Source organism: Streptomyces sp. LX-29 (assembly GCF_029541745.1).
GTDB lineage: Bacteria > Actinomycetota > Actinomycetes > Streptomycetales > Streptomycetaceae > Streptomyces.
Genome location: NZ_CP089746.1, coordinates 6133056 through 6145839, shown reverse-complemented (window position 1 = coordinate 6145839; position 12784 = coordinate 6133056). Strand labels below are relative to the sequence as shown.

Below are 12784 nucleotides of genomic sequence, written 5' to 3'. Positions count from 1 at the left end.
TGCTACACAGACACGCTTAGGTATCCACTGGCATAACAAGAGCGTCACATCCTGCCCGGCACCTCTGCCCCTCTTCACGCGCCGCGCCTAGAGTCACGGCCAGTCACCACGCGGCCGAGTGGCAGATCGTTTCTCCATAGCAAGATCCAGCCATCCGGCCTGCGATCCGGCACCTCCCCACGGGAGAGCCGTGCCAGGGAAAGGAATCACCGTGCGACACCGTTCCTTGCTCATACTCACCTCCGCGCTCACCGCCGGAGCCCTCACTCTCTCCGCCTGTGGATCGCGGAACGACAAGAAAGACAACGAGAGTGACAGCGGTAAGACCACGGTGGTCATCGGAGTCGATGCCCCGCTGACCGGCTCCCTGTCCGCACTCGGCCAGGGCATCAAGAACTCCGTCGATCTCGCGGTGAAGACCGCCAACGAGAAGAACGAAGTCGCAGGCGTCACCTTCAAGGTCCAGTCCTTCGACGACAAGGCGGTCCCCGCCTCCGGCCAGCAGAACGCCACCAAGCTCGTCGGCGACGACGAGGTCCTCGGTGTCGTCGGCCCCCTGAACTCCGGCGTCGCCCAGTCCATGCAGGGCGTCTTCGCCAAGGCCGACCTCGCCCAGATCTCCCCCGCCAACACCAACCCGGCACTCAGCCAGGGCGACGACTGGGCCAAGGGCGACAAGAAGCGCCCCTTCGAGACCTACTTCCGCACCGCCACCACCGACGTCATCCAGGGCCGCTTCGCCGCCCAGTACTTCTACAAGAACGCCAAGAAGCGCAAGGTCTTCGTCGTCGACGACAAGCAGACCTACGGCGCCGGCCTCGCCTCGATCTTCGCCGACGAGTTCAAGCGCCAGGGCGGCAAGATCGTCGGCACCGACCACCTGACCGTCAAGGAGACCGACTTCGCCGGCATCGCCAGCAAGGTCAAGTCCTCCGGCGCCGACGCCGTCTACTTCGGCGGCCAGTACCCCGAAGGCGGACTCCTCTCCGACCAGATCAAGAAGGCCGGCGCCGAGGTCCCGACCATCGGCGGCGACGCCCTCTACGACCCCGCCTACATCGAAGCCTCCAGCCAGAGCAACGACGGCGACTACGCCACCTCCGTCGGCTACCCGCTCGAGGAGCTCGAGTCCGCCAAGACGTTCATCGAGAACTACGGCAAGCAGGGCTACTCCGACCCGTACGCGGCCTACGGCGGCTACGCCTACGACGCCGCCTGGGCCATCATCCAGGCCGTGAAGACCGTCGCCGCGGACAACGACGGCAAGCTCCCCGACGACGCCCGCGCCAAGGTCACCGAGGCGCTCGGCAAGGTCTCCTTCCAGGGCGTGACCGGTCAGGTCTCCTTCGACGAGTACGGCGACACCACCAACAAGCAGCTCACCGTCTACCAGGTCAAGGGCGGCCGGTGGGAGTCCATCGAGAGCACCACGTTCAAGGACTGACCCCCGGGAAACGACGTCACGGCACCAGCCCCGAAGGATCCCTCCCGACGGGCTGAGCCACACCGACCGACCCCCGGGACCCAGCCCGAAGGACCACTTCCCGAGGGCACCCGGGTCCTCACCCCCGAGGCCCCACTCCACGGTCCCGTCCTACCCCGAGGTCACCCACCCGGGCCCGACCCCACGGTCGAAAGCCCACGGTCGAGACCACAAGGCCACGGCCCCAAGGTCAAGATCCCGACCTCGCCGGACACGCTCCCGAACCCCCGTCCCCCGGGCCCGGCACCACCTCGAACCCCCGAGACCCCGGGACCCCGCACCCCCTGAGACACATCCGCGCGAGGGCGCGACCAGCGCCCTCGCGCGGACTCACATCCGACACGCTCATCGGAGGCCCTGCGGTGCACGAACTGCCGCAAACGCTGGCCGACGGCCTGACCCTCGGCGCCCTGTATGGCCTGATCGCCATCGGCTACACCATGGTCTACGGCATCGTCCAGCTCATCAACTTCGCCCACGGCGAGATCTTCATGATCGGGGGCTTCGGCGCCCTCACCATCTACCTGGTGCTCCCCAGCGGCACCGCACTCGCCCTGGCACTCCCCCTCATGCTCATCGGGGGCGTCATCGCGTCGATCGCCGTCGCCACAGCCGCCGAACGCTTCGCCTACCGGCCCCTGCGTAACGCACCCAGACTGGCCCCGTTGATCACGGCCATCGGCCTGTCCATCGCCCTCCAGCAGCTCATCTGGGCCTTCTACCCCGACGCCAAGAAGGCCCGCACCTTCCCCCAGTTCGAAGGCAAGTCCATCGAGCTCCTGGACAACCTGCACATCCAGCGCGGCGACCTCTTCCTGCTGCTCGCCGCCCCGATGTGCATGCTCGCCCTCGGCCTCTTCGTCTCCAAGAGCCGCTCCGGACGCGCCATGCAGGCCACCGCCCAGGACCCGGACACCGCCAAGCTCATGGGCATCGACACCGACCGCATCATCGTCATGGCCTTCGCCATCGGCGGCGCCTTCGCCGCCGTCGCGGCCACCGCCCACGGACTCAAGTACGGCCAGATCAACTTCGAGATGGGCTTCATCGCGGGACTGAAGGCCTTCACCGCCGCCGTCCTCGGCGGCATCGGCAACATCTACGGCGCCATGCTCGGCGGCGTGGTCCTCGGCTTCGCCGAAGCCCTCGCCATCCAGTACATCGAGGACATCCCCGGCATGGCCCAGCTCGGCGGCGGCGCCTGGAAGGACGTCTGGGCGTTCACTCTGCTCATCGTCGTCCTGCTGGTCAGGCCACAAGGTCTGCTCGGCGAACGCGTAGCGGACCGGGCGTGAGGGAGGCACACCGATGAGCACCAACACCACCAAGGACACCGCCACCACCACGGCAAGCGCCCAGCGCACGCCCCTGTGGCGCGGCCTCACCCTCGCCGGCGGCCTCGCCACCGTCGCCAGCACCCTCCTCGCCTGGACCTACACCGACGAATTCCCCGGCGACCTCACCTACTACTTCTCACCCGCCGGACTCCAGGCCCTCACCCTCGTCGCCGGCCTCCTCACCACACTCCTCGCACTCGCCTCCTACGACGTCAAGGGACTGCGCTGGCTGGCACCCGCCGGCACCACCCGCGCCCTGCGAGCCAGCGCCCTCGGCGGCTTCGCCACCACCTGGTTCACGGTCATCGCCATCACCGTCGACCTCGGCGGCCTGGTCAACCTGGAGCCCGGCGGCTTCGTCGCCGCCCTCGCCTCCGCGCTCCCCGCCGTCACCGCCTTCCTCCTCCCCGACGACACCAGGACCCCGAAGCGCCCCCAGCGCCTCGCCCCCTGGATGGAGATCCTGCTGATCGTCGCCGCCTTCGCGATCGCCCTCCACGCGATCACCTACGGAGTCGGCATCGACGACGAGGAGAGCGAGGTCTTCATCGGCTACCTGATCACCGCCGGCTTCACCATCGCCGCACTCTCCAGGGCCGGACTGATCAGCCGCCTCTCCGCGCTGACCGGCAACTACCGCACCGCCACCGCCGCCGCGGCCTTCGCCGCAGCCGCCGCCTTCCCCTTCACCCAGTCCGACGACCAGTACCTCCAGCTCGGCGTGAACATCCTCATCTTCGCGACCGTCGCCCTCGGACTGAACGTCGTCGTCGGCCTCGCCGGCCTCCTGGACCTCGGATACGTCGCCTTCCTCGGCGTCGGCGCCTACACCGCGGCCCTCGTCTCCGGCTCCACCGCCTCCACCTTCGACATCCAGTTCCCCTTCTGGGCCGCCGTCCTCACCGGCGCCCTCGCCGCGCTCGTCTTCGGCGTCGTCATCGGCGCCCCCACCCTGCGACTCCGCGGCGACTACCTCGCCATCGTCACCCTCGGCTTCGGAGAGATCTTCCGCATCGCCGTCGGCAACCTCGACGGCGACTCCGGCCCCAACCTCACCAACGGCCCCAACGGCATCCCCAACATCCCCGACCTCGTCATCTTCGGATACGACTTCGGCGAGTCCCACACCATCGGCGGGTTCGAACTCGGCTCCTTCGCCAACTACTACCTGCTGATGCTCCTCTTCACGATCCTCGTCGTCCTCGTGTTCAGCCGCGCCGGCAACAGCCGCATCGGCCGCGCCTGGGTCGCCATCCGTGAAGACGAGACCGCCGCCACCGCCATGGGCATCAACGGCTTCCGCCTCAAGCTCATCGCCTTCGCCCTCGGCGCCACCCTCGCCGGCGTCGCCGGCACCGTCTGGGCCCACGTCTCCTACACCGTCGTCCCCGAGCAGTACGTCTTCACCGGCCCCGTCGCCCCCAACTCCGCCTTCCTCCTCGCCGCCGTCATCCTCGGCGGCATGGGCACCATCGGCGGACCCCTCCTCGGCGCCGCACTGCTCTTCCTCATCCCCGAAAAGCTGACCTTCCTCGCGGACTACCAGCTGCTCGCCTTCGGACTCGCGCTCATCCTCCTGATGCGCTTCCGCCCCGAAGGACTGATCGCCAACCGGCGACAGCAACTCGAATACCACGAGACCGACCAGCTCGACGTGCCCGAGAACGGCCTCCCCGAAGGAACCGTCAGCGTCACCAAGGCGGAGGCGTGACCCCGATGACCGACAAGAACACCACCCAGGTCCTCCAGGCAGCCGGCGTCACCATGCGCTTCGGCGGACTCACCGCCGTACGCGGCGTCGACCTCACCGTCAACACCGGCGAGATCGTCGGCCTCATCGGACCCAACGGCGCCGGTAAGACCACCTTCTTCAACTGCCTCACCGGGCTCTACGTCCCCACCGAAGGCCAGGTCAGCTACCGCGGCACCGTCCTCCCCCCCAAGCCCCACCTCGTCACCCAGGCCGGCATCGCCCGCACCTTCCAGAACATCCGGCTCTTCGCCAACATGACCGTCCTGGAAAACGTCCTCGTCGGCCGCCACACCCGCACCAAGGAAGGGCTCTGGTCCGCCCTCCTCCGCGGCCCCGGCTTCAAGCGCGCCGAAGCCGCCTCCACCGAACGCGCCATGGAACTCCTCGAGTTCATCGGACTCGCCGGCAAAGCCGACCACCTGGCCCGCAACCTCCCCTACGGCGAACAACGCAAGCTGGAGATCGCCCGCGCCCTCGCCAGCGACCCCGGACTCCTCCTCCTCGACGAGCCCACCGCCGGCATGAACCCCCAGGAGACCCGCGCCACCGAAGAACTCGTCTTCGCCATCCGCGACCGAGGCATCGCCGTCCTCGTCATCGAGCACGACATGCGCTTCATCTTCAACCTCAGCGACCGCGTCGCCTGCCTCGTCCAAGGCCAGAAGCTCATCGAAGGCACCGCCGAGGTCGTCCAGGCCGACGAACGCGTCATCGCCGCCTACCTCGGCACACCCTTCGAAGGCGCGCCGGGCGCGGAAGAGGTCGCCGAGGTCGAAGCCGCCGAAGCCACCGCCCACGAGACCGCCGCCGAGGCGAAGCCCGAGGCGCCGCAGAAGGAGCCCCGGGAGGACGACACGCCACCGGACGAGACGCCACCGAACGAGGCGCAGCACGACAGCACCACCCCACAGACGGAGGACGGACAGTGACCGCACTGCTCGAGGTCGAGGACCTCCGCGTCGCCTACGGCAAGATCGAGGCCGTCAAGGGCATCTCGTTCAGCGTCGACGCCGGCCAGGTCGTCACCCTCATCGGCACCAACGGCGCCGGAAAGACCACCACCCTGCGCACCCTCTCCGGCCTCCTCAAGCCACTCAGCGGCCGCATCCTCTTCGACGGCAAACCGCTCTCCGGAGTCCCCGCGCACAAGATCGTCTCACTGGGCCTGGCCCACTCCCCCGAGGGCCGCCACATCTTCCCCCGGCTCTCCATCGCCGAGAACCTCCAGCTCGGCGCCTTCCTCAGAAAGGACGCCCCAGGCATCGCCCAGGACATGGAACGGGCCTACGAGCTCTTCCCCATCCTCGGCGAACGCCGCAGCCAGGCCGCCGGCACCCTCTCCGGCGGCGAACAGCAGATGCTCGCCATGGGCCGAGCGCTCATGTCCCGGCCCAAGCTGCTCATGCTCGACGAACCCTCCATGGGCCTCTCCCCGATCATGATGCAGAAGATCATGGAGACCATCGCCGAGCTCAAGGCCCAGGGCACCACCATCCTGCTCGTCGAGCAGAACGCCCAGGCCGCCCTCTCCCTGGCCGACCAGGGCCATGTGATGGAGATCGGCAAGATCGTCCTCTCGGGCAGCGGGGCCTCCCTGCTCCACGACGAGTCCGTACGCAAGGCGTACCTCGGCGAGGACTGACCCGGCCGACACGGAAACGGGCGGGGGCCCGCACCACACGCCACGGCGCACGGTGCGGGCCCCCGCCCACGTCGGCTACTGCTCCTTCGCGGCCTTCTTCTCCGCCGCCTTCTTCTCCTCCGCGTCCTCGATGACCGCCTCGGCCACCTGCTGCATCGACAGCCGGCGATCCATCGACGTCTTCTGGATCCAACGGAACGCGGCCGGCTCGGTCAGCCCGTACTGCGTCTGCAGAACGCTCTTCGCCCGGTCGACCAGCTTCCGCGTCTCCAGCCGCTGCGCGAGGTCGGCGACCTCCTGCTCCAGCGCCCTCAGCTCCGCGAACCGGGACACGGCCATCTCGATCGCCGGCACCACGTCGCTCTTGCTGAACGGCTTCACCAGATACGCCATCGCACCGGCGTCCCGCGCCCGCTCCACCAGCTCGCGCTGCGAGAAGGCGGTGAGCATCAGCACGGGGGCGATGCTGTCGGCCGCGATGCGCTCGGCGGCCGAGATCCCGTCCAGGACGGGCATCTTGACGTCGAGAATGACCAGGTCGGGCCGGTGCTCCCGGGCGAGCGCGACGGCCGTCTCCCCGTCGCCCGCCTCGCCGACGACGGAGTACCCCTCTTCTTCGAGCATCTCTTTGAGGTCGAGGCGGATCAGGGCCTCGTCCTCGGCGATGACGACGCGGGTGGTCTGCGGGGGGACGTGCGACTGTGCGTCGGGGGCGTCAGCGGCGCTCACTGTGCTCCTCGCTATTGGGCAGGTGGGGCACCATGAGCCTACCTAGCTGTTGTAAGGTTGGTGCACAGAGGTCACCTTGTGACCTCCCTTTCTAAGGCCCCGGTACTCCAACTGGTTAGAGAGGCGGCTCTCAAACAGCCGACAGTGTGGGTTCGAATCCCACCCGGGGTACTTTCCCTTCCTTTTCAAGGTCGCGCGAATCTCGCAGACCTTCACCCATTACGGTGAACAGACTTTCGACTGGGTGCCAGGCCCCAGGAATCCGACCATGCTCGGACCCATGTACGACATCCAGACGCGCAAGCACGCGCTTGCGCTCGTCCGGCAGGGCCACAGTCTCAATTTCGTGAGCAAGGAGACCGGCATATCCCGGTCCGCCATACGCGCCTGGCGCATCAGGATCGAGCCCGCCGCCCGCACTGATGAATGCTCGATGTGCACGCCCGTCCCGCGCCCACCCACGGAGATCGAGGCATACGCCTATCTCCTCGGTCTCTACCTCGGCGACGGCTGCCTCAGCAGACAGCCGAACGGCTGCTATGCCCTGCGCATCGCGTGCGCGAACGCGTGGCCGGGGCTCATCGAGGCCTGCCGCGAGGCGGTCAGAAAGGTGCGGCCGCAGAACAGGGTCTGCCTGGCCCACAAGCAAGGCTGCGTGATGGTGACCAGCTACAGCCGCCATTGGCCGTGCCTCTTCCCCCAACACGGCCCCGGCAAGAAGCACGAGCGGGAGATCGCGCTGGAGCCCTGGCAGCAGCGCATCGTCGACGCGCACCCCTGGGAGTTCATCCGGGGGCTCGTCCACTCCGACGGCTGCCGGATCACCAACTGGACCACGCGCATGGTCGGAGGGGAGCGCAAGCGGTACGAGTACCCCCGGTACTTCTTCACCAACAAGTCGGAGGACATCCTGCGGCTCTACGCGGATGCCCTGGACGCGGTCGGCGTCGAGTGGACGGTGACCCGCCGTGGGAAGGACCCCTTCAACATCTCGGTCGCCCGCCGCGACTCCGTCGCCCTCATGGACGAGCACATCGGGCCCAAGCACTGACCCGCCCGTCCACCGACCCGCCTGCCCACCGACCCGCCCGGAGGGCTACCGCGGGGTGTCGTCCTCGCCGATGTGGTGCACCCGTACCAGGTTGGTCGTGCCCGACATGCCGGGTGGGGAGCCGGCCGTGATGATGACCGTGTCGCCCTTGCGGCAGCGGCCGATGCGGAGGAGTTCCTCGTCGACCTGGTCGACCATCTCGTCGGTGGTGTCGACCTTGGGGCCCAGGAGGGTTTCGACGCCCCAGGTGAGGTTGAGCTGGGCGCGGGTGGCGGGTTCGGGGGTGAAGGCGAGGAGGGGGATGGGTGAGCGGTAGCGGGAGAGGCGGCGGACGGTGTCGCCGCTCTGGGTGAAGGCGACGAGGAACCTGGCGCCGAGGAAGTCGCCCATCTCGGCGGCGGCGCGGGCGACGGCGCCGCCCTGGGTTCGGGGCTTGCTGCGTTCGGTGAGCGGGGGCAGGCCCTTGGCGAGGATGTCCTCTTCGGCGGCGGCGACGATGCGGCCCATGGTCTTGACGGTCTCGACGGGGTGTTTGCCGACGCTGGTCTCGCCGGAGAGCATCACGGCGTCGGTGCCGTCGATGACGGCGTTGGCGACGTCGGAGGCTTCCGCGCGGGTGGGGCGAGAGTTCTCGATCATCGAGTCGAGCATCTGGGTGGCGACGATGACGGGTTTGGCGTTGCGTCGGGCGAGTTTGATGGCGCGCTTCTGGACGATGGGGACCTGTTCGAGGGGCATCTCGACGCCGAGGTCGCCGCGGGCGACCATGAGGCCGTCGAAGGCGTCGACGATGGCGTCGAGGTTCCGTACCGCCTGGGGTTTTTCGATCTTGGCGATGACGGGGACGTGGCGGCCTTCGTCGCGCATGACGCGGTGGACGTCGACGATGTCGTCGGCGTTGCGGACGAAGGAGAGGGCGATCATGTCGGCGCCGGTGCGGAGCGCCCAGCGTAGGTCTTCGACGTCTTTGTAGGAGAGGGCGGGGACGGAGACGGCGACGCCGGGGAGGTTGAGGCCCTTGTTGTCGGAGACGAGGCCGCCTTCGATGACGATGGTGTGGACGCGGGGGCCTTCGACGTCGGTGACTTCGAGGGTGACGCGGCCGTCGTCGACGAGGATGCGTTCGCCTTTGCGTACGTCGGTGGCGAGTCCTTCGTAGGTGGTGCCGCAGCCGTGGCGGTCGCCTTCGGTGTGTTCGACGGTGATGGTGAATTCGTCGCCGCGTTCAAGGAGTACGGGGCCTTCGCGGAATCGGCCGAGGCGGATCTTCGGGCCTTGAAGGTCTACGAGGATTCCGACGCTGCGGCCGGTCTCGTTGCCTGCCTTGCGCACCCGCCGGTAGCGCTCTTCGTGTTCGACGTAGGTGCCGTGGCTGAGGTTGAAGCGGGCGACGTCCATGCCGGCTTCGACCAGTGCCTTGATCTGCTCGTACGAGTCGGTGGCGGGGCCCAGGGTGCAGACGATTTTTGCTCGGCGCATGGGTCGAGCCTATGACTTACCGGCTGGTAGAGAACCGTGTGGCGCCTACTGCCCAACGGCCTTTGCGTGAAGGGATATTGACAACTAATGAAACGTGCGTGGGGGTGCTCCGATGAGCACATGATGGAGGGGGCGAGGGCGGTGGTCCGCCCTCGCTCACGGTTGTCTCACAGCTGCGGTGGGGTCATCGTGAAGCGGGCGTTGACCTGGGCGTATACCTGCTGTCGCTGGGGTTCGAGGTCGAGTGCGGGCGCGGTTTCGGGGGTGGTGGCGCCGGCGAAGGCCATGCGGGCGGAGGCGGCGGCGCGTGCGGCGGGGAAGGGGGCGTAGCCGTCCACATCCTGGTCGGCGAGTTCGACGAGGGCGAGGAGGCGGGCGCCGAGGGCTTCGGCGTATTCGCGGGCTCGTTGCACGGCGTCGTGGACGGCTTGCCGGCGTGCGGCGCGGTGGGCGGGTGAGTCGGGGCGGAGTGCCCACCAGGGTCCGTCGACGCGGGTGAGTTCCTGGTCGGCGAGGCGGGTGGTGAGTTCGCCGAGTGCGGTGAAGTCGGTGAGGGTGGCGGTGGTGTGGACGGTGCCGTGGTAGGCGCGGACGCGTTCGTGGCGGCCTTTGGTGGTGAGGTGGGGGGTGAGGGTGAAGGCGCTGGTTTCTCGGGTGTGGATGGCTTGGGCGTAGGTGTCGAGGAGTTGTTGGGTGTCCTGGTTGCGTCGGGTGAGGTCGTCGAGTGTGGTGCGGCGGTCGGTGCCGCGGGCGGTGACGGTGATCTGGATGCGGGCGATTTCGGGGTCGACGTCGAGGTGGGCTTCGCCGCGGACGGTGAGGCGGGGGGTGTCGGGGGTGCCGTAGGGCGGGGTGGTGGGCGGGTGTGGGGGCTGGGTCATGGGTGGTGGCTCCTTCGTGTGGCGTCCGTGGGGGGGTGCGTAGGTGTGCGGGAGGGCTCAGGCGGGGTGTCTGCGGGGTGTCGGATGTGCAGGGCGAGGGCGGTGTCGACGAGGGATGGCGTGACGGCTATCTGATCGAGACCTTTCGAGGGTGTCGCGGGGTGGGGCGGTGCGCCAGAATCTACGCGCGTTATGCATGCACTTGGCATGTGTTCGACGTGTGTTCGTTCGGCATCTGTTGACTACAGGGGAGTAGAGAATGCCGCTCAACCGTAGGAATTTTCTGGGGCGTTCGGCTGTGACGGGGGCGGGGGTGGCGCTGGCGGGCGGCGCGGCCGCCGGTTCGGCGCAGGCGGCGGAGGGCGCGGAGGGGGCCGCGGGGAGGCGGCGTGAGCGGCGGTACTCCTTCACCGTGATGGGGACGACGGATCTGCATGGCAACGTCTTCAACTGGGACTACTTCACGGATGCGGAGTTCGACGACAAGGCTCACAACGATGTGGGTCTGGCGAAGATCTCGACGCTGGTGGAGCGGGTGCGTGCCGAGAAGGGCCGCGAGAACACCCTGCTGATCGACGCGGGTGACACCATCCAGGGCACGCAGCTGTCGTACTACTACGCCAAGGTGGACCCGATCACGGCGCGTCGCGGTCCGGTGCACCCGATGGCGCAGGCGATGAACGCGATCGGGTACGACGCGGCGGCGCTGGGCAACCACGAGTTCAACTACGGCATACCGGTGCTGCGGAAGTTCGAGGAGCAGTGCGATTTCCCGCTGCTGGGTGCGAACGCGCTGGACGCGAAGACGCTGCGGCCGGCGTTCCCGCCGTACAGCATGCACCGGCTGCGCACGCCGTGTGGGCGGGACGTGAAGGTGGCGGTGCTGGGTCTGACGAATCCGGGCATCGCGCTGTGGGACAAGCAGAACGTCCAGGGGAAGATGACGTTCCCGGGTCTGGAGGAGCAGTCGGCGAAGTACGTGCCGCGGCTGCGGTCGATGGGCGCGGACGTGGTGATCGTCTCGGCGCACTCGGGTTCCAGCGGCACGTCGTCGTACGGTGACCAGCTGCCGTACGTCGAGAACGCGGCGGGGTTGGTGGCGGAGCAGGTGCCGGGGATCGACGCGATCCTGGTGGGTCACGCGCACACGGAGATCCCCGAGTACCGGGTGAAGAACAGGTCGACCGGCAAGGACGTGGTGCTGTCCGAGCCGCTGAAGTGGGGTCAGCGGCTGACGCTGTTCGACTTCGAGCTGGTCTTCGTGCGGGGCCGTTGGTCGGTGGAGAAGGTCTCGGCGAAGGTGCTGAACTCCAACACCGTGCCGGAGGACCCGAAGATCACGGACCTGCTGGTGGACGAGCACCGCAAGGTGGTGGCGTACGTCAACCAGGTGATCGGTACGTCGACGGCGGCGATGTCGTCGGCGGAGGGTCCGGTGAAGGACGTGCCGATCATCGACCTGATCAACCATGTGCAGGTGGAGACGGTGAAGGCGGCGCTGGCGGGCACCGCGTACGCGGCGCTGCCGGTGCTGTCGCAGGCCTCGTGCTTCTCTCGGACGGCGGCGATCCCGGCCGGGGAGGTGACGATCCGGGACGCGGCGGGGTTGTACCCGTTCGAGAACACGCTGGAGGCGCGTCTGGTGACGGGTGCCCAGCTGAAGGACTACCTGGAGTACTCGGCGAAGTACTACGTGCAGACCGCGCCGGGTGGGGTGGTGGACCCGGCGAAGCTGACGAACGCGGACGGTACGCCGGACTACAACTACGACGCGGTGTACGGCCTGGCGTACGACGTCGACATCGCGCAGCCGAAGGGCTCGCGGATCGTGAACCTGTCGTTCGGGGGGCGGCCGGTCGACCCGGCGGCCGAGTTCGTGCTGGCGGTGAACAACTACCGGGCGTCGGGTGGCGGCAACTTCCCGCACGTGCCGCAGGCGAAGCAGCTGTGGGCGAACTCGGACGAGATCCGCAACACGATCATCTCGTGGGTGAAGGCGAAGGGGACGGTGGACCCGGCTCGGTTCGCGTCGGTGGACTGGAGGCTGACGCGGGACGGCGTGCCGGTCTTCTGAGCGGTTTCTTGACGCGGAGGTGGCGGCGGGTTCCGGTGGGGCCCGGCAGACTGGCGGCATGGACGAGTTGATCGCCGCGTGGGAGCCGGTGCGCCGGGATCTGGCCGCCACCTGTGCTGTTCGGCCGAGGGTGGTCGAGGAGGAGCATCACGGAGAGCGCTACCTGATGCTGTACGAGCCGGACGGGAGTGGGGCGGGGGTGGGGCTGTGGGAGGGGGGCGGCTCTGCGGAGCGGGTCGCCCATGTGGCCGATCAGGTGCGGGATTGGGCGGTGGAGGCGTTGTGTGCGGCGTCGCGGCCCGCTGTGTGGCCGGAGTGTCCGGCCCATCCTGATTCCCATCCGTTGGATCCGGTG

10 protein-coding genes and 1 tRNA gene are annotated in these 12784 nt (G+C 68.3%); 8 read left to right on the top strand and 3 right to left on the bottom strand.

Translation table 11 applies throughout. From position 1 onward, the window contains the following. Positions 1-211: 211 nt before the first annotated feature. From LRS74_RS25910 to LRS74_RS25890, 5 genes are all read left to right on the top strand, one after another. Positions 212-1444 (top strand): branched-chain amino acid ABC transporter substrate-binding protein, encoded by a 1233-nt coding sequence (locus LRS74_RS25910; protein WP_277743255.1) that lies wholly within the window; start codon positions 212-214, stop codon positions 1442-1444. A gap of 401 nt (positions 1445-1845) precedes the next feature. After that, the gene (locus tag LRS74_RS25905) at positions 1846-2778 is read left to right on the top strand and encodes a branched-chain amino acid ABC transporter permease (protein ID WP_144384643.1); all 933 of its coding nucleotides are present in this window, start codon (positions 1846-1848) and stop codon (positions 2776-2778) included. Positions 2779-2791: 13 nt separating this feature from the next. Beyond that, positions 2792-4531 carry a branched-chain amino acid ABC transporter permease gene (locus LRS74_RS25900; protein WP_277743254.1) on the top strand — a complete coding sequence of 580 codons (1740 nt, stop codon included), beginning with the start codon at positions 2792-2794 and terminating at the stop codon, positions 4529-4531. Positions 4532-4536: 5 nt separating this feature from the next. Continuing rightward, entirely contained in the window at positions 4537-5502 is a 966-nt protein-coding gene (locus LRS74_RS25895; protein ID WP_277743253.1) for an ABC transporter ATP-binding protein, read from the top strand. Beyond that, positions 5499-6215, top strand: a complete 717-nt coding sequence (locus tag LRS74_RS25890; RefSeq protein ID WP_277743252.1) for an ABC transporter ATP-binding protein — start codon at positions 5499-5501, stop codon at positions 6213-6215. Before LRS74_RS25895 ends, LRS74_RS25890 begins: the two co-directional genes overlap by 4 nt. Positions 6216-6290: 75 nt before the next feature. On the opposite strand, the gene LRS74_RS25885 is transcribed toward LRS74_RS25890, so the two are convergent. Further along, on the bottom strand, positions 6291-6944 hold the full coding sequence (locus LRS74_RS25885; RefSeq protein WP_277743251.1) for a response regulator: 654 nt from the start codon (positions 6942-6944) through the stop codon (positions 6291-6293). Positions 6945-7040: 96 nt separating this feature from the next. Between LRS74_RS25885 and LRS74_RS25880 the strand changes: the two genes are divergently transcribed. Next, a tRNA-Leu gene (locus LRS74_RS25880) sits at positions 7041-7115 on the top strand. A 109-nt stretch (positions 7116-7224) separates the two neighbouring features. Beyond that, positions 7225-7995: a transcriptional regulator gene (locus LRS74_RS25875; RefSeq protein WP_277744938.1), complete on the top strand. Its 771-nt coding sequence runs from the start codon at positions 7225-7227 to the stop codon at positions 7993-7995. A 45-nt stretch (positions 7996-8040) separates the two neighbouring features. Here LRS74_RS25875 and pyk read toward each other — a convergent pair whose 3' ends face one another. Both pyk and LRS74_RS25865 read right to left on the bottom strand, forming a co-directional pair. Further along, the gene (gene pyk, locus LRS74_RS25870) at positions 8041-9474 is read right to left on the bottom strand and encodes a pyruvate kinase (RefSeq protein ID WP_277743250.1); all 1434 of its coding nucleotides are present in this window, start codon (positions 9472-9474) and stop codon (positions 8041-8043) included. 167 nt (positions 9475-9641) lie between these two features. Beyond that, positions 9642-10355, bottom strand: coding sequence for an SIMPL domain-containing protein (locus tag LRS74_RS25865; RefSeq protein ID WP_277743249.1), 714 nt, complete (start codon positions 10353-10355; stop codon positions 9642-9644). Positions 10356-10614: 259 nt separating this feature from the next. Between LRS74_RS25865 and LRS74_RS25860 the strand changes: the two genes are divergently transcribed. Continuing rightward, entirely contained in the window at positions 10615-12429 is a 1815-nt protein-coding gene (locus LRS74_RS25860) for a 5'-nucleotidase C-terminal domain-containing protein (RefSeq protein WP_277743248.1), read from the top strand. Positions 12430-12784: the final 355 nt, after the last annotated feature.